The sequence below is a fragment of the Collinsella aerofaciens genome, from assembly GCF_039062365.1.
Lineage (GTDB): Bacteria > Actinomycetota > Coriobacteriia > Coriobacteriales > Coriobacteriaceae > Collinsella.
This window is the reverse complement of the sequence record NZ_JBCJBI010000003.1, coordinates 160,496-186,774: the sequence shown is the minus strand read 5'-3', so window position 1 is coordinate 186,774 and position 26,279 is coordinate 160,496. Positions and strand designations below refer to the sequence as shown.

The following is a 26,279-nucleotide window of genomic DNA, read 5'->3' as shown; positions in this document are numbered from 1 at the left end:
TCATGAATGTTGCGCTGATTGGCTCCGGCTCCTGGGGAACGGCCGTCGCCGGCCTTGCCGCCGCGCGAGCCGAGCGCGTGACCATGTGGGCCCATAGCGAGCAGACGGCCGCCGGCATTAACGGCGAGCACCGTAATCCCCGCTATCTTGTGGACTACGTGCTGCCGGAAAACGTTGTCGCCACGACGGACTTGGCCCAGGCGCTCGACGGCGCGGAGGCCATCATCTTTGTCGTGCCTTCGACGCACCTGCGCGATGTCTGCCACCAGGCGGCACCGTTCATCGCGGACGAGACGCCGGTTCTGTGCCTCACCAAGGGCATCGAGCCCGAGTCCGGCCTGCTCATGAGCGAGGTCATTGCCAGCGAAATCGGCAACGAGGCGCGCGTGGCGGCGCTCTCGGGCCCCAACCATGCCGAGGAAATCTGCCGCGGCGGGCTCTCTGCCGCCGTCATCGCCAGTGAAGACCAGCAGGTGGGGGAGACCTTTAAGGAGCTTCTGCTTTCCACGGCCTTCCGCATCTACCTGTCGCAAGACATGACCGGTGTCGAGGTCTGCGGCGCCATGAAAAATGTCATCGCCATCGTGTGCGGCATCTCCGCCGGCACCGGCGCGGGCGACAACACGCTCGCCCTCATCATGACGCGCGGCCTAGTCGAGATCAGCCGTCTGGTGCACGCCCGCGGCGGTCAAGCTATGACCTGCATGGGACTTGCCGGCATGGGCGACCTCATTGCCACCTGCACCTCGGAGCATTCGCGCAACCGCACCTTTGGCTACGAGTTTGCCCACGGCGTGTCGCTCGACGAGTATCAGACGCGCACGCATATGGTGGTCGAAGGCGCCGTCGCGGCCCGCAGCGTCAGCGAGCTCGCCCGTTCACTGGGCGTAGACATTCCGCTCACCTTTGCCGTGGAGCAAACGCTCTACAACGGTGTTACTTTGGATAGGGCACTCGAGATTCTTACCGATCGCGTCCCTTCTCAAGAGTTCTACGGACTCACCGACTAACGCAGAAAGGCTTCTACCATGGGTTCCATTAAAATCGCTCCGTCTGTCCTTTCGGCCGACATGGCCAACCTCAAGGGCGAGCTCGACAAGATCGCCGGCGCCGACTTTGTGCACTTCGACGTCATGGACGGTCATTTTACCGGCAACCTCACCTTTGGCGTCGATATCCTCAAGGCCGTCAAGCGATCCACCGACGTGCCGGTCGACGCGCACCTGATGGTGTCGAACCCCGACGAGACGGTCAATTGGTACGCCGACGCCGGTGCAGACATGATCACCGTGCACTACGAGGCCTCCACGCACCTGCACCGCACGCTCACGCACCTGCAGCAGCGCGGCGTCAAGGCCGGTGTGGTGCTCAACCCCGCCACGCCCGTCTGCGTGCTCGAGAGCATCATCGACGTTGTCGACATGGTGCTGCTCATGAGCGTGAACCCTGGCTTTGGCGGCCAGAGCTTTATCCCGGGCACTCTGCATAAGCTCCACGAGCTCAAGGCCATGTGTGAGCGCCACGGCGTGTCGCCCCTGATCGAGGTTGACGGTGGCATCTCTTCCAAGAACATTGCCGAGGTCGTCAAGGCTGGCGCCAACGTCCTGGTGGCCGGTTCCGCCGTATTTAAGTCCGAAGACCCCGCTGCCGAGGTTGCGCTGCTGCAGAAGCTGGGCAACGAGGCCGCACAGGAGGCATAAACCCTTATGACCGCAGGTCAAAACCGCATACCCGTGAATCTTGACTATGCCGCCTCGACGCCCATGCGCGCCGAGGCGCTCCTTGCGCAGCGCGAGTACGACGACAGCGAGCTTGCCGGCGTCAACCCCAACTCGCTGCACTCGCTTGGACGCAAGGCCGCCGCACGCCTGGAAGTTGCCCGTCGCGAGATCGCCCGAAGCTTTGGCGCACGCGTCCGCCCGTCCGAGATCGTCCTGACCAACGGCGGCACCGAGGCAAACCAGCTGGCGCTCCTCGGACTTGCCGAGGGCGCTCGTCAGCGCGATCGCAAGCGCGACCGCGTGATCGTGTCGGCGATTGAGCACGATTCGATCCTTGACAACCTGCCGCTGCTGTGCGCCGCCGGCTTTACCGTCGATCTGGTGCAGCCCTGCCGTGCGGGCTACATCGAGACCGCCGCGCTGAGCGACTTGCTCGGCGACGACGTCGCGCTCGTGAGTATCATGGCCGCCAACAACGAGACCGGCGTGGTACAGCCTATCCGCGAGCTTGCCGCGGCTGCGCACACCGCAGGCGCCCTGTTCCACACCGATGCCATCCAAGGCTATTTGCATATTCCGCTCGATGTCACCAAGCTGGGCGTCGATGCCATGTCCGTTGCCGCGCATAAGATCGGCGGCCCTGTGGCATCCGGCGCGCTCTACCTTAAGAACCGCACGCCGCTGCGCCCCCGAATCTTTGGCGGTGGACAGGAAGCCGGACGACGTGCCGGCACGCAGGACCTGCGCACGCAGCTCGCCTTTGCCGCTGCCGCCCGCACGCTGACGCCCCATGTGGCCGAGGAGCGCGAGAAGCTGCAAGCCCTTTCCGACAAGCTCTACGCCACGCTTACGGCCCATCCGCGCATTCACGCCACGATGGGCGACTACACGCAGACCGACCGTCTGCCCGGCATGGTATCGATCCACATTGACGGCATGGACTCCGAGGAGCTCATCATCAAGCTCGACGCTGCCGGCTTTGAGGTATCGGCAGGCTCGGCGTGCTCGAGCGGCAGTATGGACCCCAGCCACGTTTTGAGCGCGATGGGCATCGGTCGCGAGCAAGCTCTCGGCGCTCTTCGCATCTCGTTCGATGACCGCGTGAATCCGGACGATCTGGACGAGTTTGCCCAGACGCTGCTCTCGATCGTAGGCGCCGCATGATCGTCGCCGAGCTTGAGCGCGCGCTGCTGGCACGCTATCCCAAGACTGATGCCGAGAGTTGGGACCATGTTGGGCTATCTGTGGGAGATCCGGCCGCGGAGATTACCGGCGTTGTCTGCGCGCTCGATGCGACCGAAGCCAATGTGCACCGCGCCCAGGAGGCCGGCGCCAACGTGCTGCTGACGCATCATCCCATATACATCAAGGCGCCTGAGGCCTTTTGTCCGGCGGATGCCGCACGCCCCCAATGCAGCGCGGCGCTCTACGAGGCAGCGCGTTGCGGCGTGAGCATCATATCGCTCCACACCAACCTGGACCGCTCGCACGAAGCCCGTGTCTTCCTGAGCAAGCTGCTGGGTGCCGCACCCGTGAGCTCACTGGAGCACGTGGACGACCCCGAGGCCACCGGCCTGGGCGCGCTTGCAACGCTCAACGACCCGTGCACACTGCGCGATCTTGCTACCCGTGCTGCCACGGCCTTCGGCAGCGACCCGCGTGTGTGGGGCGAAGCCGAGCACGCATGCCGTACCGTCGCTATTTTGGGCGGCTCCGTGGGCGACTTTGGAGAGCTCGCCATCGACGCGGGCGCAGATGTCATCGTAACCGGCGAGGCGGGCTACCACGTGGCGCAAGACCTTGCCTTGCGCGGGCTGCCGGTGATTTTGCTCGGCCACGACCGCTCCGAAGAGCCGTTCGTTGATATATTGATGAACTCTGCAGTTGACGCCGGGGTCGACCCCCGTCATGCGATTAAAATACTGAACCCTTGCCAATGGTGGACTGTGACAAAAGGAGAGAACTTATGAGCGCCGGCGCTACGCTACTCAAGCTGCAACAGATCGATTTGGAGCTCGCCCGCAACAAGAGCGAACTTGCCAATATGCCGGAGCTCAAGGAGCTCGCTTCCAAGCGTAAGACCTATGTGAAGCTCAAGTCCGAGATGACCAAGCTCTACGCCCAGCGCAAGGATCTGGACATTGAGCTCGACGATCTCAACACCACCGAGATTCAAACCAACAACGCCATCGAGGCTGCCAAGAAGCGCCACGTCGACGGCTCCGACTACCGCGAGGTTCAGGACCTGGAGAATGAACTCGCCACCCTGGCCAAGCGTCTGGACAAGATTGAGCACACCCGCAAGGACGTCGTTGTTGCCCATAAGGAGGCGCTCGACCGCGAGGCCCGCGCGCAGGCAATCATCGCCAAGTTCGAGGAGGGCGTGAAGGCCGATACCAAGGCTGCCCGCGCCAAGGCTGCCGACCTGCAGGCTCAGATTGACGCCGCCACTAAGGAGCGCACCGCGCTTGCCGCCACGCTGCCGACCGTCGTGCTCACCGACTACGAGCGTCTGCTCAAGCAGTTCCGCGGCCTGGCCGTCGAGACCATCCAGGGCAACATCCCCACGGTCTGCCACACAGCGCTGCAGGCATCGTCCATGAGCGACCTCAACCACGACGGTAGTGAGATTACGCACTGCCCGTACTGCCACCGCCTCCTGGTACTCCCGAGCAAGGAAGCCTAGCGATGACGGCGGCATCCAACAATTCAATGCAACTTGAGGGAAAAACGATCCTGCTGGGCATTACCGGCGGGATCGCCGCCTATAAGTCGTGCAATATCGTGCGCCAGCTCCAAAAGCGCGGCGCGCGCGTCAAGGTCGTTATGAGCGAGCATGCCACCGAGTTTGTCGGCCCGCTCACCTTCCGTGCGCTCACCAACGAGCCCGTCGCCGTAGGCCTGTTCGACGACCCCTCCGACCCCATCCACCACATTTCGCTGGCGCAAGAGCCCGATCTGGTGGTCGTGGCGCCCGCGACGGCCAATATCATCGCCAAGATGGCCAACGGCATCGCCGACGACCTCATCTCCACCACGCTACTTGCGACGCCGCGACCCATCGTGATCGCACCCGCTATGAACAACGGCATGTGGAAGGCGCCGGCGACACAGGCCAACATGTCCACGCTGCGCGAGCGCGGTGTCCATGTGGTGGGACCCGGCAGCGGCTACCTTGCCTGCGGCGACGTGGACACGGGACGCATGAGCGAGCCCGAGGACATCGTCGAGGCTGTATGCGAGGTGCTCAACCCCGCGCCTCAGGACCTGGCAGGTAAGCGCATCGTGATTACCGCCGGCCCCACGCACGAGCCGATCGACCCGGTGCGCTTCATTGGCAACCGCTCTTCGGGCAAGATGGGCATCGCCCTATCGGGGGAGGCTGCTCGCCGCGGTGCTGCGGTCACGCTCGTGCTGGGACCGACATCGCTCGATGTTCCCCGCGGCGTGGCGTGCGTACGCGTGCAGACCGCCGCAGAGATGCTCCGGGCGGCGCTGAGCGCCTTCCAGACGGCCGATGCGGCCATTTGCGCGGCCGCCGTCGCCGACTACACCCCCGCCGCTCCTGCCGACCATAAGCTCAAAAAGTCCAACGAGCCCTTGGATCGCATCGAACTGGTCGAAACGGTCGATATTTTGGCCGAGCTCTCGCGCCAGAAGGGCGAGCGATGCGTGATCGGATTTGCGGCCGAGACCGATAACGTTGTCGGGTACGCCGAGCGCAAATTGGCCCGCAAGGGTTGCGATGCCATTATCGCCAACGATGTCTCGCGCGCCGATTCAGGCTTTGGTACCGACACTAACAAGGCCTGGATTGTGAGCACAGCGGGTACACAGGAACTTCCCGTGCTAACAAAACCCCAGCTCGCAGATACAATTTTGGACTTGCTTCAAAAATTGTAAAAAAGTTCTTGCACAAGTCTAAAGTTTCGGGTTAATATACTCCCTGTTGCGAGCGAGAGCAGAGCAACAAACAAAAGCTTCGGGACGTGGCGCAGCTTGGTAGCGCACTTGACTGGGGGTCAAGGGGTCGCTGGTTCGAATCCAGTCGTCCCGACCAGAAGTTTGCAGGTCAGGCACCTAGTGCCTGACCTTTTTTGTTTTAAGCAATTGCTTAATTTTGTTTAAGCAACAGGGTGCCAAAAATCTACCTGCGCGACAATCGCCTTTTGCGGCTACTTGCGCGTTTTGCACGCGCTTGAGCCGATTTATTAACGCGATATGAATCTACATACGCGTAGCTGGTATACAGTCGAGTACGGGCTGTATCTATCGCGGCGATTTACACAGATATAGCGACTGTAACGAACAAGCGTGTCGCTGTATTTATTCCAGTACTTCACTTGATCGGTGGACAAGTGAGCGGTTGCAACGAAACACCAAGCAGGATGGACGCCATACGAGGACATCGCAGGGGTAATGGCGGGGGAGTGCGGCAGGCGCTCTGAGAGCCGCTGTGTGACCCCATGTCTCCTTAACTCGATTATTTGGTTTCAAGCCACGAATCGGTCGAGCAATTGCCAAAAGAAAGGCCCATGCAGGATTGCACGGGCCTTACATAAGATCAAATTTGAGCTAGAAGCACCAAACGGGGCAGACGCAACACCATCTCGTCGCGGCCTCGGCGAGCGACATATCGCAGTCGAGGAAGACATCGAGGAAGTCGTCAGACCCTGCACAGGGGGACCGCGATGGTGGCCACCGCGCCGCCCGAAGGGCCGTTGGCGAGCGAGACGGAGCCCCCGTGGGCGCTCGCGGCCTCGGAGGCGACGTGGAGGCCGAGCCCGTAGTGGCGGCCTCCGTCGCGCGAGGAGCGGGAGGAGTCGTCTGTGAAGAGGCGCTCGCAGCCGCGTTCGAGGGCGGCGGGAGAAAAGCCCGGTCCGTCATCGGCGACCTCGATGACGAGGTATCCACCAGCGACGTCGCAGGAGACCACCACGCGCGAGCGCGCGTGCTCGGCGGCGTTGGCCACGAGGTTCGCGGCGGCTCGCGCCAGGGTGGTTCGGTCGAGTGGGGCCTCGGGCGCGCCCGCGACAGCGGGGCCCGTGGCTGCGTCGAGCGTCACGCCTCGCGCCCGGGCGATCTGGGCGGCCTCGGCGAGGACCTGCTCGCAGAGCTCGGCCGGCCGCATGGGGGCCCTCTCCGCCCCGCCGGACCCGCGCGAGGCCTCGATGAGCAGACGTACGTAGCCGTCAAGCCTTTCGACACTGCCGGCTATGTCGCGCGCGGCGGCCGCGAGGTCGGCGTCTTTCTCGTCTTCCAGCTCCTCCGCCACGAAGTCGGCGTTGGCGCGCAGCACGGTGAGCGGCGTCTTGAGATCGTGGGCGAGCGACGCCATCTGCTCCCGTTGCCCCCGCTCCGCGGCCCAGCGGGCCTCGAGCGACTCGGCGAGGGAGGCCCGCATGGCGTCCATCGCGGCGAGGACGTCGTTCACCTCGCGCACGTTGGTGCTGCCGACCGCGAAGTCGAGCTCCCCCGCGCCGACGCGCCCCGCCGCCTCCGCGAGCGGCGCCATCTTGCGCGAGATCACGCGGCTCGCGCGGCGCGCCACGAGCGCGAGCGCGAGCGCGCTTCCCGCCGTGGCGCCGACGAGCATGAGGCTCTGCGGGTTGGGAAGCAGGCCGGCGAGATCGCGCGAGACCCACTGCGGCAGGTACTCGCTGACAAGTGCGCAGGCCCCGCCGCCCTTGAGCGGAAACGCGGCGTAGGTGAGGCCCGAACCCCCGCCCTCGATCTCCACTGTGCCCGGATCCGCGGCGAGTGCCGTACGGGCCATTTCCGTCGCGTCCTCGAGCCGCGTGCCCTCGAGGTCTGTCATCAGCACGTATCCGTCCTTGTTCAGGATAAGGTAGCGGTACGCCGTCGGCACGTCCTGCTGCCCGCAGACGCCGTCGCGTGCCAGGCCCTCCGCGACCTCGCGCGCATTGGCCGGCCCCCAGCTTGCCTCGTAGACGAAGCCCGCATTGATCGCCGCGGAGAGCGCCATGAACGAGGCGAGCCACGCCGTAGCAACCGCAGCGAACGCGTAGGCGAAGTAGCGTGCGATGACGAAGGAGAGCGGCATGCCCCCGCGACCTCGCGCTCCTGTCCTCAGAGCTGCCACTTGTACCCCATCCCCCAGACGGTCGCGATCGGATCGGCGCCGGCCTCGGAGAGTTTCCTCCGGGCGCGGCTGACCTGCATGGATATGGCCGCGTCGTCGGCGTCGCTCTCCCAGCCGAGCACCGCCTCGCGTATCTGCGCGCGGCTCATGACCTGCCCGGGGTGGCGGGCGAGGTACTCGCAGATGGCATACTCGGTGGGCGTGAGCGGCACGGCCTCGCCGCCCACGGCGAGACCGCGCGCCCCGAGGTCGATCCGCACCTCCCCGAAGGAGAGGGCGTGCGAGCGCGGCCGGCGCTCACGGCGCAGATGGGCCGCGACCTTGGCGCGCAGTTCCGCGGCCCCGAAGGGCTTGCGGACGTAGTCGTCGGCGCCCAGGCCGTAGGCGGCCACGGCATCCTCCTCGGCCACGCGCGCGGTCAGGAAGACGATGGGCCCGTCGAAGTCCGGGCGGATCTGCCGCACGAGCTCGAAGCCGTCGAGCCCCGGCATCATGACGTCGCAGAGCACGAGGTCGAAGCGCGAGAGGTCCATCCCCGGGACCGACGTCGGGTCCGTCGCCCTGACGACCTCATGGCCGTCGCGGCCGAGGACGCGCGCGAGCGCGTCGAGGATCGCCCGTTCATCATCCACTGCCAGTATCCTCGCCATGTTCGACCTCCTGAAATTCTCGTCGGAATTGTACTAGCGCCGCGCTCAGCGGTCCAGAGCCCTGCGCGCAGCGCCGACCCCCAGCCGGCGTCGAGCAGGGCATTCCCGCCTAGGACGAGCGCTGCGGAGAGGAGGACGAGCATGGCGGCGAGCGGCCTCCTACGCATCTGCCCTCCCGTCCTCGAAGCGGCAGAACCAGGCAAGAAGGACGGCGTCGGCTGCCAGGGTGAGCACGAGGCTAGCGAGCGCAGTCGTGAGGAGAGGGCCCGCCGCGCGTGCGGCGTCGATGAAGGCCTCCACCCCGAGCGACCCCAGGCGCGCGGGCCAGGCGAGCGGCACCCAGCTCAGGGGCGTCGCCAAGGCACCGGTGAGCTCGCCGGTCATGAGGCCGTGCGCAAGTCCGCCCACTGAGAAGAACGCGAGGAGCATACCCGCCGCGCCGGCGCCGATGGCGGCGTTGCGGCCGAGGCGCAGGGCCACGCCGAGCCCCAGCGCGTAGAGGGGCAGGCTGCCCAGCACGATGCCCGCCCAAGCGGCCGCAAGCGGAGCGGGCCCGAGCGGCAGGCGCCCGGCAACGGCGAGCACGGCCCCGAACACGCCGAGCGCCACGGCCAGCGCGCCCGCGCCGAGCGCCGCAAGGGCGAGTAGCTTCGCCGCGACGGCGCGCCCGCGCGAGGGGACCGCCGTGAGGTTGGCGAGACGCCCGGCAGCGCGCTCATCGTCCACGGCGAGCCCGCAGACGATGGCGGACATGAGCGGCATGAGGGCGCCGAGGAACTGGACGTAGGCGTCCGCGCCCAGCGCCGGGTCCCATCGGGCTATGGAGAAGTACTCGCCGCAGGCAAGACCGGCCGCCAGGCCGCAGACGAGGTGCACCACTGCGAGCGGGGAGCGCGCAAGGCGCAGGGCCTCGGAGAGCAGGGCCCGCGAGAGAGTCATGCGCGGCGTCGGGTCGGAGAGTCGTGTCACGGCCATCACCTCTCCTCGGAGCGCGCGAACCAGGCCGCGCCCGCCGCCGTGAGCGCGGCGAACGCGAGCGCGCTGACCGCAAGGCCCGCCAGCGTGAGCATGCCATCCGCCGCGAGCGCCCCGCCGAGCGCCATGTCCGCCGCGAGTGGCTCGCCGCTCGGCAGCACGGGGATGAAGCTCGTGGGGATGACCATGCTCGCCGACGGCGGAAAGAGCTGCGGCAGCGGCACCAACGACCAGGCGAACCCACCCACGAGCTGCGCGGCGAGCGGGCAGAAGATGCCCGCGAGCAATCCGAGCCGCGCCGTGAGAAAGAGCCCTGCGGGGATCATCCACGCCGCGGTCACCGTGTTGGCGAGCGCGCAGAGGAGCATCGTGAGCGTGCCCGCGGCCGTGAGGCCCTGCGAGGAGAACGCCGATCCCGCGAGGTAGATGCCGAAGACCACGAGGTTCGAGAGCGTGCAGAGCGCGAGGCACCAGAGTGCCTTGGCCCACCAGGCGCGCCCGAGCGGGAAGCCCAGGCCCAGAAGCCCCCGCATCCGCGCGCGAGCGTCCGCCCGCGCGACGCACGCCACCACGAGCGAGAGAGACACGGGCAGGAAGAGCGCGTACCAGTAGTTCCACGCGCTGAAGATCTGCACGCCCCGATAGGGCATCGCGCCGAGCAGCGGCATCGGCAGCGCCATGAGCACGGCCAGGCGAACCGGTGCCGCGTGGCGCGACTTCAGGGCCTCGGCGCGCAGGCCCGCGAGCAGGCCGCCTTTCTCGCCCGTCATGCCGCCACCTCCCCGCGTGCTCGTCGCCCTTCCCGACAGAAGCTCATGAAGAGTTCCTCGAGGTCCTGCCCGGGCCGAAGCGCATCCTCGTAGGCGAGGCGCCCCCCGCAGATGATGCCGATGGTGTCCGCCATCTGCTGCACCTCGGAGAGGATGTGGCTCGAGACGATCACCGTCGTACCCGCCGCTGCGAAGCCGCGGATCTGGTCGCGCAGCTCCTCGATGCCGATGGGGTCGAGGCCGTTGGTGGGCTCGTCGAGCACGAGCAGGCGTGGCCGGGCGATCAGCGCCAGCGCGAGCCCCAGGCGCTGCCGCATGCCCATCGAGAAGCGCCCGGCGCGCTTCTTCCCGGTGTCCGCGAGGTCCACGGCGGCGAGTACCTCATCTATGCGGCTCTCGGGAAGGCCCAGCAGCGTGGTGCGCACGCGCAGGTTCTCGCGCGCGGTGAGGTTGGGGTAGAGTGGCGCCTCCTCGATGAGGCTGCCGATTGCGTAGAGGTCCTCGCGGCGCCAGGCGTGCCCGGCAAAGAGGATCTCCCCGGCCGTCGGCCGCAGCATCCCGCAGATCATCTTGAGCGTTGTCGACTTGCCGGCGCCGTTGGGACCGAGCAGCCCGTACACCTCGCCCTCGCGGATATGAAGGCTCACGTCGGCCACGGCATCCTGCGCCTGGTCGCCGCGGCCGAAGCGCTTGGTGAGCCCGCGCGTCTCGAGCATGTAACCCATGGGTTTATCCTTTCTCTTCCGGGCGCGCGGGCCGATTCACCGTGCCCGCGCGTCTTACCTTTCGGGTTCACCATCCATGGTGGGGCGCGTTTCTAACGAAGCCGTAACGGCCGTTGGGCTCTTTTGGCGCCAGCCAATCTCGACCCGCACGCATTTGCTTAAAGCAACAACTTTCCCGATCGATATAATCACCGAATCAAAACGTGTACACCAGCCACCAAAGATGCCGAAAAATGTCGCTTTTGGAGGCTGATGTACACAAATGCAGAATCCAGCGCAGCCCAGAGGCGCCCTCCACATGTCTGGACTCTCTATGCTTACGCTGGATAGACATCGCCGGAACGGGTATAGTATCGAAAGTTTTGTCGTTAACCAGCGGGGGAGTCCTGTGGGCATCAAAAAGAAGATCAAAAAGGAGCTTATCGGCACTTCCGATTACCCGTCGAATAAGATCTTTACGATCTCCAATTTCATCACCTTTACGCGCCTGATCCTCACCCTGGTATTTCTGTACCTGTTTGTGACGGATAACAACCGTATCATCGCCATCGTTATCTACGCCGTCGCCGCCTCCACCGACTGGATGGACGGTCAGATCGCCCGTATGACTAAGACGGTCTCGTGGCTCGGCAAGGTCATGGATCCCATTTGCGACCGCGCGCTGCTGTTCACCGGCGTACTGGGACTGGTGGTCCGCGGAGAGCTGCCCATCTGGGTCTGCGTGCTCATTATTGGCCGCGACATCTATCTGGGCATCGGCACGCTTATCGTGCGTCATTATCACCGTCGCCCCATCGATGTCGTCTTCCCCGGAAAGATTGCCACAGCGCTGCTCATGACCGGCTTCTCGCTCATGCTGCTCGGTTTCCCCGTTATTGACGGCCTGCATCTTTTACCTTCAACCCTTAAGGCCTTCCCGGGCCTCAACGGAAGCTCGGTGCCCCTCGGCATCTTCTTTGTGTACGGCGGCGTGATCTTCTCCATGCTCACGGCTGTCATCTACTCCATTAAGGGCGGAGTGGCCATTAAACAGGCTCTCGCGCATCCCGAGGACGAGGACATCGACTTTCTGAACCCTGAAATCGAAGACTGATTCGTTGGGGTATGATTACGTACGGTTCATTATTTGCGGCACGTCCGCGATAAGTTAGGGGTTGTCATGGACAACATGGTTAACAATATGCCTCAGAATGATAAGACTGCTGACGCTACCTGCGTATTCCGCGTGCCTTCAAGCGACGTCACCGTTCCCGACCTCATGGCCAACGTGCGCATCACCGCCCCCGTTCTGTCCATCGTCAAGGGTCCGCAGACTGGTGCCGCTTTTGAGCTCGAGGACGATGTGACCACCATCGGCCGCGATCCCGCGAACGGAATCTTCCTCAATGACATGACCGTTTCGCGCAGCCATGCGCGCATTATTCGCGAGGGCCTCGGCGCTCGCATCGAGGACTTGGGCTCGCTCAATGGCACCTGGGTCGACGGTGCCATCGTCAATGCAGCCCCGCTGCACGACGGTTCTTCCGTGCAGATCGGTACGTTTACGCTCATCTACCACGAGAGCACGCCGGAGCGCATCGAAACCGGTGAGTAGGGCATGGCCGAACGCAACTATCTGAGTATCGGCCAAGTCGTCAACCTACTTCGAGGCGCATACCCCGATCTTTCGAACTCAAAAATTAGATTTCTAGAGGATGAGGGGCTCATTACCCCTCATCGTACGCCTAAGGGATACCGTCAGTACTCCAAGGAGGACGTTGATCGCCTAGAGGTCATTCTGCACTTGCAGAAGACCCGCTACATGCCGCTCAACGTGATTAAGCAGCGCTTGGAAAACGCCACGGACCTGTCAACGCTCGCCTACGAGGTGGGCTTGCTGTCCGATGTTCCGCTCAAGACGGAGCCCAAGGAGACTAAACAAAAGCTGCATCCCATCGAGACCATTCCCGATATGCTGGGCGTCGAGATTTCGTTTATCCGCTCGCTCGCCGAGAACGACCTCATTCGCATCATCAAGAGTCCGCAGAATCGCGAGCTTGTCGATGGCCGCGATTTTCCGATCATCCGCTACTGCTCCGAGCTGTCACGCTTCCATATCGAGCCGCGCAACCTGCGTCAGTACGTGTCTTCCGCCAACCGCGAGTCCTCGATGTTTGAGCAGGTGCTCGTGAGCATGCTCGGCATGGATACCTCCGATGACGAGCGCGATGCCAAGCTCGAGCGTGCGTTTAAGAAGCTTCACGACCTGACGGAAGGTGTGCACACCGCGCTGCTCAAGAACCGCGTTTTTGAGTCGCTCAACGCCGTGGTCGAGGACGCCGACATCGATGCACTCGATGAGGAAATCACTCGCTCCGAGTCCACCAAGGCCAAAAACGAAGAGACAGCCGCTCCGGCTTCGCACGAGGATTCTCTCGTAAAACCGCTCAAGGTCGTCGCCCCTTCGCAATCCGGCACCGCCACCGCGGGCAAATAACCGCTGCCGAAGTTTCGGCAACCCATTGAAAGGTCATGTAATGTACGACTTCGAATCTCAAATCGTCGACATCCCCGACTATCCCGAGCCCGGAGTCATCTTTAAAGACATCACGCCGCTCTTCGGCAATCCCGAGGCGCTCAAAGCCATGACCGATGCCCTCGCCGAGCACTTTGCCGGCATGGGAATCACCAAGGTCGTGGGTCCCGAGGCTCGCGGCTTTATGGTTGGTGTACCGGTGGCCGTAGCCCTTGGCGCCGGCTTTGTTCCCGCACGTAAACCGGGCAAGCTGCCGCGCGAGACCGTAAGCCAGAGCTACGAGCTCGAGTACGGCACCGATTCAATAGAGATCCATGCCGACGCTATCAGCTCTAAAGATACCGTGTTGATTCTGGACGACTTGGTCGCGACGGGCGGAACCGTCGAGGCAACAGGTAAACTGGTGCGAGATATGGGCGCAAAGCTTGTCGGTTACGGTTGTATCCTTGAGCTTGCGTTTCTCAACCCGCGCGAGAAGCTCACGCCGTCTAATGACGATGTGGAGCTCTTTAGCCTGGTGACGGTGGACTAGCCGTTACCCTTAGTTACTGGAAAGGAAGCTACATGCGCACAGCAAACACGCACAAAAACATGGCACGCTGCGCTGCTACGGCAACCCTCGCTTGTGTTTTGGGCTTGGGCCTCGCGGCTCCTGCCTACGCCGATACCGCATCCGACCTTGCCGCTGCTCGTACGAAGCTCGAGCAGATCGGTACCCAAACTCAGCAGATTTACGATGAGCTCGCCACGCAGACGCAGGCGCTCGATCAGACTGCCGGCGAGATCACGCAAAAGCAGCAGGAGATCGCCGATGGTCAGGCCAAGCTCTCGACCTATGTCGCCGGCGAGTACAAAACCGGCGGTCTGAGCCTGCTTCAGGTTCTGACGGGTGTCGATGATCTGAGCGATATGCTCAACCGTCTGTTCTACTACGGCAAAGTTTCTGATAAGCAAGCTCAGACCATTCAAGAGGTCAAGGAGCTTAAGCAGCAGCTCACCGATAAGCAGTCCGAGCAGGAAAAGAACGTCGCCGCCACGCAAAAGAAGGTCGACGAGCTTAACGCCCAGCAGGCTGAAGCCCAGAACGTCGTAAACTCCCTGGATTCGCAGCTGCAGGCCGAGCTTGCCGCAGAGGCCGAGGCCAACGCCGCGCTGCAGGCCGGCATCAACGCCAGTACTGCCGAGAAGGCCACGGTGAGCAACGAGACTGCCGGTACGACCGAGAACACCAACAACGGTGGTCAGACCAACAATAACAACAACCAGGGCGGCAACACTCCGGCTCCTACGCCGACACCTGCTCCAACGCCGCAGCCCTCCACGCCTCCTCCGGCTCCGACGCCTTCTGCTCCGAGCCAGTCCGTCGATGGCGGTTCTGTTGTCTCGCGTGCATACAGCAAGCTTGGCTGCGCCTATTCCTGGGGCGGAATTGGCCCGAACAGTTTCGACTGCTCTGGTTTTGTTAGCTATTGCCTCACTGGTCGCTATTGCCGCCTGGGCACCACGGGTACCTTTATGGGCTGGACGCGTGTGTCCGATCCGCAGCCCGGTGACGTTGTGGTCAATTCGTACCACACCGGCATTTACATCGGTGGTGGTCAGATGATTCATGCTTCCGACTACAACACGGGTGTTATCATCAGCTCCGTTGCCGCCGGCATGAACAACAACTATATCTTCGTTCGCTACTAAGTATTCAGATAAAGCAAACGGATATGGACCTCGTGACTTTGAGTCATGGGGTCCATTCTTTTGCCTTTAGTGCAGGCCGCTATCTAGTTTTGAATACTAGATAGCGGCCCAATCGGTCAGCAATAAGGCTATAATTGTTAGGGAACAATTAGAAAGGACCCTCTATGAGCTGGGCACTTATCTCCGATTCAAGCTGTAACCTCCGCGATTGGCAACCGACCGCACCCCATGCCACCTTTGCATTTGCGCCCCTCAAAATTCGAGTGGGGGAGCGTGAATTCATCGATGACCTTTCGCTCGATGTACATGAGCTCAACTGCGCTGTTCAGGCGGAGACGAACGCTTCTTCGAGCGCTTGTCCCAGCGTAGGGGAGTGGGCCGAGCTCTTCAAATTGGCAGACAAGACCATCTGCATGCCGATCTCTGAGGGCGTGTCGGGCAGCTACAACGCGGCAGCCACGGCTCGCGATATGGTTCTTGCCGAGGAGCCCGACCGGCAGATTCATCTAGTCAATTCACGCGCAGCTGGCGGCAAAATGGACCTCATTTTCATGCTGTTCGACCGCTATCTTGCAAGCAATCCGGATGTCACATTCGAGGACGCTTGCGCATACTTCGATAGCCTTGAACAGAACAGCAAAATCCTCTTCAGCTTGTGCAATTACGAAAACCTCGCCAAAGCCGGACGTATCCCTAAGGCAGCCGGCGTCATTGCCAACAAGCTCAATATCCGCATTTTGGGCACAGCGAGTGAGGCCGGTAAAATCGAACTCGTCGGGCACACGCGTGGCGAAAAGAAGATGCTCAACAAGATCATCGACACCATGGAAGCCGAGGGTTTTACGGGCGGCGAGGTCATCATCGATCACGTTGAGAACAAAGCTGGAGCCCAGGCGCTTGCTGACCGCATAGTCGAGCATTGGCCCGGCTCCAAGACCATCATCATGCCCTGCAACGGCCTAGATTCCTATTACGCCGAGATGCACGGCCTCATCATCGGCTACGGTATGGGCGTAGCTTCGGGCAAATAAAGTCCAACCAAGCAATAAAACGGGCGGGACAAAGCGACAGATGGCTCTTTGTCCCGCCCGTTTTATACGTCGGCTAGCTATTAAACCCGTTGAACTTGAGATAGCTCATCAAGTAAGCCTTCGAAACAAAGGATGAAACCGCGCTGCGCACAAGCAGCGACTCACGCGTTACCTGATGCGCCGTATCAGGAACCGGCGTCTGCTCGACAGAAAACGCCGAACGAATCGATGCCTCGAGCTGATCGACCACATAATCAAAGGCCGTCGGGGCATCGTAGCTCAAACGCTGAATGTTAAAGAGTGCCTGCACCGCAGCAATAGGCAGCACCTGCTTAAAGGTGCAGATAGCGATCAGGCGGGCAATCTGCTCGCGGCCATATTGCTTTCTGACCGGAGCAGGCACCAAGCCGACCTTCACGTAGTTATTGATCATCGATGGCGTAATGACAGGCTGCTCAACGCAAATGGACAGCGGCTCCATCCACAGTGCAACATACTCAATAACCTGGTCGCGATAGAGCGTCACATTGGGCAACTGGTTATAGCGCGGCAGACTCAACGTATTGAGTTTGCGAACGATATCGGACTGAATAAATGCATCGGGCAGCACAGTGGGCTGAATATCCTCAGGCTTAATGCTGACCGACGAATCGGACATCGGAATAACGTGTTTAACGTGGTTCATAAAGGTCCTCCGTTCATTATCTATATTGTATTCTAGATTATCTAGTTTTGCATACCACATAGCCGACAAGAAAATTGGCGGGACAGCGCACAGATGCATCGTCCCGCCATTTAGTTAATTGATAACAACCTTACATAAGATATATTATCGTACTTATCCGCGGAGAAATGCATATGCGCTTGTTGCCGCTATGGCTCCATCAGAAACAGCGGTCACAACCTGGCGTAAACGTTTGGAACGGATATCGCCAGCGGCAAATAGACCTGGCGTGCGGGTCGCCATGGATTCATCAGTCAGAATGCCGCCATCAGGCGCCAGATCAACTAGATGCTCAACAATCTCGGTATGGGGCTGCGTTCCGGTAAAGACAAAGATGCCAAACGAGCCGGGCTCAAATGACTCGGTATGAGTCTCGCCGGATGCATTGTCCTTAAAGGTAATCGTCGTTGGCATGGCTTCGCCCGATAGCTCCACAATACTAGTTTGGTACCTAACTGTAATATTGTCCTTTGCGAGTACTTTCTGAACAACACCATCGGGCGCACGGAACTGGTCGCGGCGCAGCACGATGGTCACACTGCTGGCGATTTCTGACAAGAACAGGGCTTCCTCGCAGGCGGCATTGCCGCCACCGATGACAAAGACCTGTTTACCGCGAAAGAACATGCCATCGCACGTCGCGCAATACGAAACACCGCGACCGCGATACGTATCCTCGCCAACAAAACCAGCAGATCGCGGCGTAGCACCCATGCAAGCGATAACACTCGAGGCCAGCGTATCGCCCATATCATGATGCACCGTAAACAGCGCTGTATCGGCATCGTAATCGATACCCGTAACCATGCTCCATGCAACCTGCGCTCCCATGCCCTCTGCATGTTGCTGAAAACGCTCGCCGAGTTCGACACCACTCAAGAGCGGAATGCCCGGATAGTTCTCGACCTCATTGGTTGTGGCGATCTGCCCTCCCGACATGCCCTGTTCAATCACGGTCGTCGTTAGGTTGGAGCGCGCAGCGTAAATGGCGGCAGCATAGCCCGCGGGGCCGCCACCGATAATAGCAACATCGATCGGCTGATGGGTAGTCATGAAGAGACCTCCTGTCGAAAGATTGGCGTTCTTTGCGCTCATACCCAAATTTACGTGAACATGACACTCATGCACTACAATGATAAATCGCGTAACAAGGCTGAAGGGGAGTTATCGATGGATCAAACGCAGACGAGCAATAGCGCTCCCCTGCCCATGCAAGCCACTCCCCAACCGGAGCAAATGACCGTTTCACCTGCACAAAAACCCTTGGTAACCATCGTGCACGCCTCCGTCGGCTCGGGCCACAAAGCCGCCGCAAATGCGATTGCGCAGGCATTCGACCTCATCCGCGGCACCAAGGGAATCCCTGAGGATGTTGAGATCGAAGTCCTGGATATCCTCGATTTTGGACGCATTAGGTTCGATGGTAATAAAACAGCAGCTTCGTTTACCGGCGCCACGCGTCCCATATATGACCTAACCTGGCGATACACGTTTACGGGACATCTGCTCTGGGGCGGAGGCACGGCATGGTCACGTATTATGTTCCCTGCCTTCAACGAATATGTCCGCACCCGCAGGCCCATAGCCGTGGTCGCAACACACATCACGGCGGCCAACGTCGCTGTGGGTGCCCGCGTCATCACGGGTATCGATTATCCGGTCATCTGCGTACCAACAGACTATGAAGTCGAAGGCTTTTGGCCCCACAAGGACACCGACCTGTTCTGCGTAGCCAACGAATTTATGGCCGAGACACTTCGCCCCCGTAAAGTTCCCGAGACCAAAATCCGCATTACAGGCATCCCCATTCGCGCCGGGTTTGATACGGACTACAATCGCGGGGAAGAACTCGAGAAGTTCAATCTCCCCGCTGACAAGACCGTTGTGCTGGTGATGGCCGGTGCCAGTTTGCCTCAACCGTACGTTCGCTTTCGCGCGGAGATGGACCGCACACTCCCCTTCCTGCGCAGCTTCGAGGACATGCACTTTGTCTTTTTGCCGGGCAAGGATGAGGAATACGCCACCCGCCTCAAGACGCTCTTCGACGCCATGAAGCTCGAAAACGTCACGGTTCTGGACTACGTGGACGACATGGCAGCCCTCATGCACGGCTGCGACCTGGCAATCCTCAAATCGGGCGGGCTCACCGTCACCGAGTGCCTGTGCGCTCATCTGCCGATGATCCTGCTGGGCAAATCATACGGCCAGGAAAAGGCCAACACCACGATGCTCACCGGCATGGGCGCCAGCATGCACGTCACCACCGCACGAGAACTCATCGTAACCCTACGTCACTTGCACGACCATCCCGAATCACTCAAAGCCCTACTCATCAACGGCGAAGTGCTACGCCGCCCCCGCGCAGCCGAGGACATCGCCATCGCAGCCATGGAGCTCGTAGACAAACCCCAGAAAAGAAAACGCGCATTCTGCCGCTTCTACTGGGGCGGAAAACCCGCGCATATCAGGTAGCGTCTTAATTTCCGCTTACCTGTGGGAGGCCCCTATATATCATCCCGTGCTCAAACATTCTCGCTTCGCTGCGAAACTGCGCGCGGGACGATATATAGGGGCCTCCCACAGGTAAGCTGCGTTAACGTACTAGCGGCTATACCAGATTCCCCACCAGTAGAAACTGCGAAGGGAAACCAGAAAATATAAATACAGTAAGCCGATGCGACAAAGGAGGCGTCCCTTTATCGCATCGGCTTACTAGAAGAGTAAGTATTTTTTCAAGCGAGTAGCCGCCCGCCTCTCTCACATATCGTTCCACGCGCAGTTTCGCAGCGAGCGAAGCGAAGCGAGAATGTTTGAGCATGGAATGATATGTGTGAGAGGCGGGCGGGAGGGATACGAGCGCCCCTAGGCGACGCCGGAGGAGCCGAAGCCTCCGTTGCCTCGGTCGGTTTTATCCAGTTCGTCTACCTCTATGAGGTTGACCGTGGGGACTTCTTGGATGACGAGTTGGGCTATGCGGTCGCCTTTGTTGATTTGGATGTTGTTGGAGGGATCCAGGTTGATGAGGATAACCTTGAGTTCTCCTCGGTAGTGGGCGTCGATGAGGCCCGGCGTGTTGACTATAGACAGGCCCTGCTTGATGGCCAAGCCGCTGCGGGGCTGGACGAAGCCGGCGTAGCCATCGGGCAGGGCGATGGCCAGCCCAGTGGAGACCAGACGGCGTTCAAAGGGCTTCAGGACGCAGTCCTCGTTGGAGCGCAAATCCAAGCCGGCATCGGTGGGATGGGCGTATTTGGGAAGCTCGACGGTGGGGTCGAGACGCTTTATGTTGACGGTAATGTTGGACATGGAATCACCTTAGCTTGTCGAGCTCTTGCAGAAACTCATCGACGTCTTTGAAATCGCGGTAGACCGAGGCAAAGCGGATGTACGCCACCTTGTCGATCTTGGCCAAGCGCTTGAGCACCATGTCACCCAACTCATGCGACGTGACGGCCGTCAGCGTGCGGGAGCGCAACTCGACCTCGATGTCATCGATAATCTCATTGAGCTTCTTAGTGTCGATATCGCGTTTGATGGTGGCGCGCATCAAGCCGACGAGCAGCTTATTGCGATCGAACCGCTGCTTGGTTCCGTCTGACTTAATGACCTCGATTGGGTCTTCGCATCGCTCGAACGTTGTAAAGCGGTAGTTACACGAGCAACATTCGCGACGGCGCTTGATGGTGTTATTTGACTCCTGCATACGGGAATCAACGACGCGGGTATGTGCCTTGCCGCATTTGGGACAGCGCATGGTACCTCCTCTTAAACGATAACAAGGGTACCATGCGCAGCGCGATAATGATTACGAACGAGCAGGAACCTTAAGATGCGCACCGGCGGCGAGCGAACCATGCTCCAGATGATTGACGTTACGGATCATGTCGGAAGTCTCTTGCGTGGAAAGGCCTTCGATTGGATATTCCTCGGCAAGCGACCAAAGAGAATCGCCAGGCTGAACGCGAATAGTCTCGTAGGTAATGTTGGAAACGGACTCGGCATACGCGGCGTGACGAGCGCTAAAGACCGACATAGCGAGGACAAAGAAGAGCGTAAGCGCAACGGCAACGGCGACAATCGTCGGAACCTTCAGGGCAACGCGAGCCGGCGCGACTACAGCCTGCTGATTGCGAGCAGGCTTTACGGTCAAAGGCTGAAAGCCGGAGCGGCCACCCTGAACAACCGTAAAAGTGGGTTCTGCAGGCGTCTCGAGCTTAAGGGCGAGGTTTCCCTGGACCATATTCGTTGCGTTCATCATGTTCTCCTCTCGCGTGTTTTGCTGAGAACAGTTTTATCAAGCCGCGCGGACAAAAATGTCTAGCGCGAGAACGAATGTTCGGTTATTATTATCTTCGAACAGTTGTTCCTGTCAAGCAAAATTCGAACATTTGTTTGACATGGGTAGAGAGGATGCCCTGATGGCTCGCAAAATTACCAAGCGTCAGCAGCAAATTTACGACTTCATCAAGGAATATCAGCAGGAGAAGGGTTATCCGCCCAGCGTGCGCGAGATGGCTTCTGCCGTGGGCCTTTCCTCCCCCAGCACCGTGCACGCCCATCTATCTGCCCTGGAGGCGCGCGGGCTACTCAAGCGCGATGCAACCAAACCGCGCGCCCTGGAACTCTTTAACGAGGACGGTTCCTCTGTCTCAATTTCTAAATCTGACGAGCCCACCGCACCTCGCGGAACGGTCTCGCTACCGCTCGTTGGTCGCGTCGCGGCTGGGATTCCCATTCTGGCCGAGCAGAATATCGAAGACACTTTTACTATCCCGACCGAAATCGCCACTGATCAGGGTTCCTTTATCCTTGAGGTACATGGGAGCTCAATGATCAATGTCGGCATCTTCAATGGCGATTACATCATCGTCCGTGAACAAAAGAGTGCCATGAACGGCGAAATTGTCGTGGCCATGATTGATGGTTCAGCGACCGTCAAGACGTTCTACAAGGAGCAGGGACGCGTACGCCTGCAGCCTGAGAATGACACCATGGAGCCTATCTATGCAACGAATCCCGTTATCCTGGGCAAAGTCGTCGGCTTGATGCGCCGGTTCTCGTAATGCAAAAACGCATCACCATCTTTGACACCGTCCGCGGGTTTACGATGATTTCAATGGCAGGTTTTCACGCTTGCTACGATCTCGCCTACCTGTACGGTTGGGATATGCCCTGGTTTACACAGACCGTCTTTCAAGACATCTGGCGTGCCAGCATCAGCTGGGTATTCTTGTTTATCGCGGGGTGGATGTGCACGCTCTCACGCAACAATATCAAACGTGCCGCCAAATACGCCTTAGCAGCACTCGTCGTCTGGTTGGCAACAACACTTGTCTCAGTAGACGATTCGGTTAATTTTGGCATCATCTACTGCATGGCCGCATGTACCGGCATCGTGGCGTTGACCGATCCCGTCCTTAAGAAGATATCGGCGAGATGGGGCATGTCCCTATGCCTTGTGTTGTTCGCCCTCACCTGGAGTATCCCCAAAACGATCTATCCTGTCCCCTACCTGGCGTGGCTGGGATTTCCGAGCCCTGGGTTTGTTTCAGGTGATTACTACCCCATCATCCCGTTTATCTTTATGTATCTTGCAGGATACTTCGCCGCACATATAGCGCAGGGAATCGATAAGACCGCCCCAATCTGGGCCTACGCCAACCCCCTGCCGGCGCTCGCCAGGCTTGGACGTCATGCACTCCCCTTTTATCTGCTGCATCAGCCCATCATTCTGGGCATTTTGGAGCTCGTCTACTCGGTGCGATAACGCTCGAGCCGCGGCGCGATACGGGCCGGCAGCTTCGCCACAATACGAACGCCGTCCTCAAGATATTCCTCGTGCAAAAGGGTTCCCTGCTCATGCACCAGCGTGATGAGGGCACCCTCGCGATACGGGATATCAGCAGAGAGCAACACATCGGTAGCAGCCGCCTCACGAGCAATACGGTCGACGAGATCGTCGAGTCCCTCGCCCGTCTGGGCCGAGAACAACACGGCCTCGGGATAGCGACGCCGGAAGCTCAGTCGATCAACGCTATCGAGAAGATCGATTTTATTGAATACGGTCAGCGTTAAACGCTCTCCAGCGCCGATCTCATCAAGCACGCGGTCGACAGCCTCCAGCTGTCGCTCATAGTCCTCGTCAGACGCATCTACGACTTTGAGAATTAGATCGGCACCCAACACCTCGGACAGCGTCGATTTAAAGGCATCGACCAAACCATGCGGCAGCTTTTGAATAAAGCCGACGGTGTCGGTGATCGTCATGCCGCGACCGCCGGGCAGGCGATACGAACGCGTCGTCGGGTCGAGCGTAGCAAACAGCTTGTCCTGCGAAAGTACCGTAGAGCCGGTCAGACGATTGAGCAACGTCGATTTACCGGCATTAGTATAACCGGCTAACGCGACGCGAAACGCCGGTGACTCAATGCGACTCTTGGATTGAACATCGCGACGCTGTTCAACCTGCTTGAGCTCACGACGAAGCGCGGCAATCTTGTTGCGAATCAAGCGACGGTCGACCTCGAGCTGACTTTCACCCTGTCCAAAGCGCGAACCGATGCCGCCGCGCGTCTGCTCCTTGGCAAGATGGCTCCACATGCCACGCAGGCGAGGTAACAGATATTGAAGCTGTGCCAGCTGTACCTGCAGGCGTCCCTCACGCGTCTGAGCATGCAGGCCAAAGATATCAAGGATCAGTGCCGTACGATCGATAATCTTTACCGGCTCGCCCACGGCTTTCTCCAAATAAGATTGTTGCGAGGGCGTAAGGTCATCGTCAAAAATAACGACATCGGCATCCATGCGATGCACCAGGCCGCACAACTCTTCAACCTTACCGGAACCGATAAACGATTTAGGATACGGCTTTACCAAACGCTGTGACAAGCGTGCAACGCACTGGGCACCAGCCGTATGGGCAAGACGCTCCAGCTCATCGAGCGAGCGATCGAGCGGCCATGCATTGTCGCGCCATTCAACACCAACCAAAATGGCACGCTCGGGCTCGGGTGCCGTGGGAACAAGGGGAAAACGGGCCATTAGACAGCCTCAATACGATGCAGGATATCCTCAACGACATCATCGATCGTAAATTCATCCATATCAAACCACACGATGCGATCATCGCGTTTAAACCACGAAAGCTGACGTTTGGCATAGCGACGCGAACGCATCTTGATGAGTTCGCGAGCCTCATCCATAGAAATCACGCCATTGAAAGCATCGATGATCTCTTTATAGCCAATTGCCTGCATCGAAGTCAGGGCATCTCCCAGCCCCTGGTCCATAAGACCGCGAACCTCATCAACAAGACCCTGCTCAAACATCAGATCGACGCGCAGGTTAATGCGCTCATAGAGCACCTCGCGATTACGCGTCAGACCAAACCACAGAGCGTGATAATGCTCGCGCGGAACACTAAACTGCGACTTTTGCTGCGCATAGGAGACGCCATCATCGTGCATTTCGAGCGCACGAATCACGCGGCGAACATTATGGGGGTGGATGACCGCAGCGGACTCGGGGTCACGCTCGGCAAGCAGGGCATGCAGTTCTTCATCACCAATACGCTCGGCAAGCTCCTGATAGCCCGCACGGCGATCGTCCTCAAGTTCGCCCGAGGGAAAGTCCATCTCATCGAGGGCGGCCTTGAGATACAGCCCCGTACCTCCGCAAAAAACCGGCAGGCAACCCGAACCAAGGAGACGTCCAACATGCGCGCGAGCGTCAGCCTGATAAAGCGCAGCAGAATATGCCACACCCGGATCTACAATGTCGACGAGACGCAGCGGCGCCGTACACTCATCGGGCGTCATCTTTGCGGTACCGATGTCCATGCCGCGATAGATTTGCATCGCATCGCACGACAGCACTTCGGACGAAAGACGAGCGGCCAAACGGTCGGCAACATCACTCTTACCAACCGCCGTCGGACCGACGATCGCAACGGCGGAAAGACCTGCCCCGGAAGAAACCATTAGCGCGGCTCGCCCACAACGGAGCCGGACAAATACCAGGTCTTGGCAACATCAACGTCAATATCAACGATCTTGCCAACAAGCTGATCGATGCTGTAACCCTCGGGGATAGGCGCATGAACGGTCTGATTCTTAGGACTCTTGCCCAGCAGGACCGCATCGTTCTTCTTGCTCGTGCCCTCAATGAGCGCCGGCACCACAGTATGAAGCTCACCCTGGTTATACTCATGTGCCGTGGTCTCGATAACCTTAACCAGGCGGTTGAAACGCTCGAGAATAACCTCATGCGGCGTAGGATCGTCAATCTCGGCGGCCGGGGTACCGGCGCGCTTGGAATAGATGAAGGTATAGGCCTGAGCATAGCGGACCGTCTCGGCAAGTGAGAGCGTCTGCTCAAAGTCTTCTTCAGTCTCGCCCGGAAAGCCAACGATAATGTCAGTCGAGAGCGCGATATCGGGCATGCGATTGCGGATGCGATCGACCAGACCCAGATAGTCCTCGCGTGTATAACGGCGATTCATCTCTTTGAGGATCCGTGTCGAACCTGACTGGACGGCCAGGTGCAGCTGCGGCATAACGGCAGGCGTCTCGGCCATGGCGTCGATGGTCTCGGGCAGCAGATCCTTGGGATGCGAAGACGTAAAGAAGATGCGCTCCACACCCGTATCGCCCACGGCACGCAGCAGATCGGCAAAACGCGGCTTGCCAAACAGATCGCGACCATATGAGTTAACGTTTTGGCCCAGCAGCGTAATCTCACGCACGCCCTGGCGCACCAAACCGGTCACCTCGTCGACAATCTCCTCGAAGGGGCGGCTCTTTTCGCGACCGCGCACGTACGGCACGATGCAATAGGTGCAGAAATTATTGCAGCCCGTCATGATGGGCACCCAGGCGTGATACTGGGTCTCGCGATGCCACGGCATACTCATGGCATCCGTATCCTCATGCTCATTGGTGCGGATATGACGCTTGCCGTCAAGGAACGCCTCGGCAATGAGCTCGGCCACATGTGCGATAGAATGCGTGCCAAAGATGACATTGACGTTATCGACGTTGGTGAGCAGGCCCTCGCCATCACGCTGCGCAATGCAGCCGCCCACGGCAACCACACGCTTGCCCGAAGGCGAAGGCGGCAGGCTTTTGCAGGAATTGCACTGACCGTACAGGCGAGTATCGGCGGCCTCACGCACACAGCATGTCATGAAGACAACGATATCGGCATGCTCGGGATCTAGCGCCATGAGACAGCCATACGAATCAAGCAGACCGCTCACGCGCTCGGAATCGTGCTGATTCATCTGGCAGCCAAAGGTGCGGATAAAGTAGGTTTTACCGGCAAGAATATCGCGTACGGAACGCTGGTCCATGTGCATAAGTCCTAACGATGGAAG

28 protein-coding genes and 1 tRNA gene are annotated in these 26,279 nt (G+C 60.0%); 16 read left to right on the top strand and 13 right to left on the bottom strand.

The genetic code is table 11. The features are described from left to right. The first annotated feature begins 2 nt into the window (after positions 1–2). The 7 genes from ABCN01_RS02965 to ABCN01_RS02935 all read left to right on the top strand — a co-directional run bounded on the left by ABCN01_RS02965 (position 3) and on the right by ABCN01_RS02935 (position 5,781). A complete protein-coding gene (locus ABCN01_RS02965; protein WP_342996808.1) occupies positions 3–1,010 on the top strand; it encodes an NAD(P)H-dependent glycerol-3-phosphate dehydrogenase in 1,008 nt (335 codons plus the stop codon). Between the two features lie 18 nt (positions 1,011–1,028). Continuing rightward, positions 1,029–1,700, top strand: coding sequence for a ribulose-phosphate 3-epimerase (rpe, locus tag ABCN01_RS02960; RefSeq protein WP_342996807.1), 672 nt, complete (start codon positions 1,029–1,031; stop codon positions 1,698–1,700). Positions 1,701–1,706: 6 nt separating this feature from the next. Continuing rightward, positions 1,707–2,885, top strand: a complete 1,179-nt coding sequence (locus tag ABCN01_RS02955) for a cysteine desulfurase family protein (protein WP_342996806.1) — start codon at positions 1,707–1,709, stop codon at positions 2,883–2,885. After that, the gene (locus ABCN01_RS02950) at positions 2,882–3,691 is read left to right on the top strand and encodes a Nif3-like dinuclear metal center hexameric protein (protein WP_342996805.1); all 810 of its coding nucleotides are present in this window, start codon (positions 2,882–2,884) and stop codon (positions 3,689–3,691) included. The genes ABCN01_RS02955 and ABCN01_RS02950 overlap by 4 nt, the downstream gene beginning before the upstream one ends. Further along, positions 3,688–4,407 carry a zinc ribbon domain-containing protein gene (locus ABCN01_RS02945; RefSeq protein ID WP_342996804.1) on the top strand — a complete coding sequence of 240 codons (720 nt, stop codon included), beginning with the start codon at positions 3,688–3,690 and terminating at the stop codon, positions 4,405–4,407. The genes ABCN01_RS02950 and ABCN01_RS02945 overlap by 4 nt, the downstream gene beginning before the upstream one ends. Positions 4,408–4,409: 2 nt before the next feature. Further along, entirely contained in the window at positions 4,410–5,624 is a 1,215-nt protein-coding gene (gene coaBC, locus ABCN01_RS02940; RefSeq protein WP_343014182.1) for a bifunctional phosphopantothenoylcysteine decarboxylase/phosphopantothenate--cysteine ligase CoaBC, read from the top strand. An 80-nt stretch (positions 5,625–5,704) separates the two neighbouring features. After that, positions 5,705–5,781, top strand: a tRNA-Pro gene (locus tag ABCN01_RS02935). 606 nt (positions 5,782–6,387) lie between these two features. Here the strand turns inward: ABCN01_RS02935 and ABCN01_RS02930 are convergent. The 5 genes from ABCN01_RS02930 to ABCN01_RS02910 form a co-directional block, all read right to left on the bottom strand. Beyond that, positions 6,388–7,785 carry a sensor histidine kinase gene (locus tag ABCN01_RS02930; protein ID WP_342996802.1) on the bottom strand — a complete coding sequence of 466 codons (1,398 nt, stop codon included), beginning with the start codon at positions 7,783–7,785 and terminating at the stop codon, positions 6,388–6,390. A 26-nt stretch (positions 7,786–7,811) separates the two neighbouring features. Continuing rightward, positions 7,812–8,474 (bottom strand): response regulator transcription factor, encoded by a 663-nt coding sequence (locus ABCN01_RS02925; RefSeq protein ID WP_342996801.1) that lies wholly within the window; start codon positions 8,472–8,474, stop codon positions 7,812–7,814. Between the two features lie 159 nt (positions 8,475–8,633). Then, positions 8,634–9,449: an ABC-2 family transporter permease gene (locus tag ABCN01_RS02920; protein ID WP_342996800.1), complete on the bottom strand. Its 816-nt coding sequence runs from the start codon at positions 9,447–9,449 to the stop codon at positions 8,634–8,636. Continuing rightward, entirely contained in the window at positions 9,449–10,219 is a 771-nt protein-coding gene (locus tag ABCN01_RS02915; RefSeq protein ID WP_342996799.1) for an ABC-2 family transporter permease, read from the bottom strand. The genes ABCN01_RS02920 and ABCN01_RS02915 overlap by 1 nt, the downstream gene beginning before the upstream one ends. Next, positions 10,216–10,944 carry a lantibiotic protection ABC transporter ATP-binding protein gene (locus ABCN01_RS02910; protein WP_055250122.1) on the bottom strand — a complete coding sequence of 243 codons (729 nt, stop codon included), beginning with the start codon at positions 10,942–10,944 and terminating at the stop codon, positions 10,216–10,218. Before ABCN01_RS02910 ends, ABCN01_RS02915 begins: the two co-directional genes overlap by 4 nt. A 388-nt stretch (positions 10,945–11,332) precedes the next feature. On the opposite strand from ABCN01_RS02910, the gene ABCN01_RS02905 reads away from it, so the two are divergent. The 6 genes from ABCN01_RS02905 (at position 11,333) to ABCN01_RS02880 (ending at position 16,182) form a co-directional block, all read left to right on the top strand. Beyond that, positions 11,333–12,037, top strand: a complete 705-nt coding sequence (locus ABCN01_RS02905) for a CDP-alcohol phosphatidyltransferase family protein (RefSeq protein WP_342996798.1) — start codon at positions 11,333–11,335, stop codon at positions 12,035–12,037. 66 nt (positions 12,038–12,103) lie between these two features. Continuing rightward, entirely contained in the window at positions 12,104–12,538 is a 435-nt protein-coding gene (locus ABCN01_RS02900) for an FHA domain-containing protein (protein ID WP_006236002.1), read from the top strand. Positions 12,539–12,541: 3 nt separating this feature from the next. Then, positions 12,542–13,420, top strand: a complete 879-nt coding sequence (ftsR, locus tag ABCN01_RS02895) for a transcriptional regulator FtsR (RefSeq protein WP_118227236.1) — start codon at positions 12,542–12,544, stop codon at positions 13,418–13,420. 40 nt (positions 13,421–13,460) lie between these two features. Further along, positions 13,461–13,991, top strand: a complete 531-nt coding sequence (locus ABCN01_RS02890) for an adenine phosphoribosyltransferase (protein WP_118227237.1) — start codon at positions 13,461–13,463, stop codon at positions 13,989–13,991. A gap of 32 nt (positions 13,992–14,023) precedes the next feature. Beyond that, positions 14,024–15,151, top strand: coding sequence for a coiled-coil domain-containing protein (locus ABCN01_RS02885; protein ID WP_342996797.1), 1,128 nt, complete (start codon positions 14,024–14,026; stop codon positions 15,149–15,151). A 164-nt stretch (positions 15,152–15,315) separates the two neighbouring features. Then, positions 15,316–16,182: a DegV family protein gene (locus ABCN01_RS02880; RefSeq protein WP_342996796.1), complete on the top strand. Its 867-nt coding sequence runs from the start codon at positions 15,316–15,318 to the stop codon at positions 16,180–16,182. 73 nt (positions 16,183–16,255) lie between these two features. Here ABCN01_RS02880 and ABCN01_RS02875 read toward each other — a convergent pair whose 3' ends face one another. Together ABCN01_RS02875 and ABCN01_RS02870 are read right to left on the bottom strand one after the other, a co-directional pair. Continuing rightward, a complete protein-coding gene (locus tag ABCN01_RS02875) occupies positions 16,256–16,867 on the bottom strand; it encodes a DUF1836 domain-containing protein (RefSeq protein ID WP_342996795.1) in 612 nt (203 codons plus the stop codon). 153 nt (positions 16,868–17,020) lie between these two features. Then, positions 17,021–17,959, bottom strand: coding sequence for an NAD(P)/FAD-dependent oxidoreductase (locus tag ABCN01_RS02870; RefSeq protein WP_342996794.1), 939 nt, complete (start codon positions 17,957–17,959; stop codon positions 17,021–17,023). Positions 17,960–18,076: 117 nt separating this feature from the next. Between ABCN01_RS02870 and ABCN01_RS02865 the strand changes: the two genes are divergently transcribed. Beyond that, positions 18,077–19,378, top strand: coding sequence for an MGDG synthase family glycosyltransferase (locus tag ABCN01_RS02865; RefSeq protein WP_343014181.1), 1,302 nt, complete (start codon positions 18,077–18,079; stop codon positions 19,376–19,378). A gap of 390 nt (positions 19,379–19,768) precedes the next feature. Here the strand turns inward: ABCN01_RS02865 and dut are convergent, their stop codons facing one another. From dut to ABCN01_RS02850, 3 genes are read right to left on the bottom strand one after another with little or no spacing between them, the layout of a single operon-like run. Beyond that, a complete protein-coding gene (dut, locus tag ABCN01_RS02860) occupies positions 19,769–20,212 on the bottom strand; it encodes a dUTP diphosphatase (protein ID WP_195404081.1) in 444 nt (147 codons plus the stop codon). Positions 20,213–20,216: 4 nt separating this feature from the next. Beyond that, on the bottom strand, positions 20,217–20,660 hold the full coding sequence (nrdR, locus tag ABCN01_RS02855) for a transcriptional regulator NrdR (protein WP_022093781.1): 444 nt from the start codon (positions 20,658–20,660) through the stop codon (positions 20,217–20,219). A 51-nt stretch (positions 20,661–20,711) separates the two neighbouring features. Continuing rightward, on the bottom strand, positions 20,712–21,161 hold the full coding sequence (locus ABCN01_RS02850) for a LysM peptidoglycan-binding domain-containing protein (protein ID WP_195644928.1): 450 nt from the start codon (positions 21,159–21,161) through the stop codon (positions 20,712–20,714). A gap of 163 nt (positions 21,162–21,324) precedes the next feature. Here ABCN01_RS02850 and lexA point away from each other — a divergent pair, with 163 nt between their 5' ends. Both lexA and ABCN01_RS02840 read left to right on the top strand, forming a co-directional pair. Beyond that, positions 21,325–21,969 (top strand): transcriptional repressor LexA, encoded by a 645-nt coding sequence (gene lexA, locus ABCN01_RS02845; RefSeq protein WP_040359862.1) that lies wholly within the window; start codon positions 21,325–21,327, stop codon positions 21,967–21,969. Further along, a complete protein-coding gene (locus tag ABCN01_RS02840) occupies positions 21,969–22,673 on the top strand; it encodes a heparan-alpha-glucosaminide N-acetyltransferase (RefSeq protein ID WP_342996792.1) in 705 nt (234 codons plus the stop codon). The genes lexA and ABCN01_RS02840 overlap by 1 nt, the downstream gene beginning before the upstream one ends. Here ABCN01_RS02840 and hflX read toward each other — a convergent pair. The 3 genes from hflX to miaB are packed head-to-tail and all read right to left on the bottom strand — an operon-like array spanning position 22,658 to position 26,255. After that, complete coding sequence (gene hflX, locus ABCN01_RS02835; RefSeq protein WP_117654789.1) at positions 22,658–23,947, bottom strand: GTPase HflX; 1,290 nt, start codon at positions 23,945–23,947, stop codon at positions 22,658–22,660. The two genes, ABCN01_RS02840 and hflX, sit on opposite strands and share 16 nt — an antisense overlap. Then, the gene (gene miaA, locus ABCN01_RS02830; protein WP_342996791.1) at positions 23,947–24,885 is read right to left on the bottom strand and encodes a tRNA (adenosine(37)-N6)-dimethylallyltransferase MiaA; all 939 of its coding nucleotides are present in this window, start codon (positions 24,883–24,885) and stop codon (positions 23,947–23,949) included. The genes hflX and miaA overlap by 1 nt, the downstream gene beginning before the upstream one ends. Next, complete coding sequence (miaB, locus tag ABCN01_RS02825) at positions 24,885–26,255, bottom strand: tRNA (N6-isopentenyl adenosine(37)-C2)-methylthiotransferase MiaB (protein WP_342996790.1); 1,371 nt, start codon at positions 26,253–26,255, stop codon at positions 24,885–24,887. The genes miaA and miaB overlap by 1 nt, the downstream gene beginning before the upstream one ends. Positions 26,256–26,279: the final 24 nt, after the last annotated feature.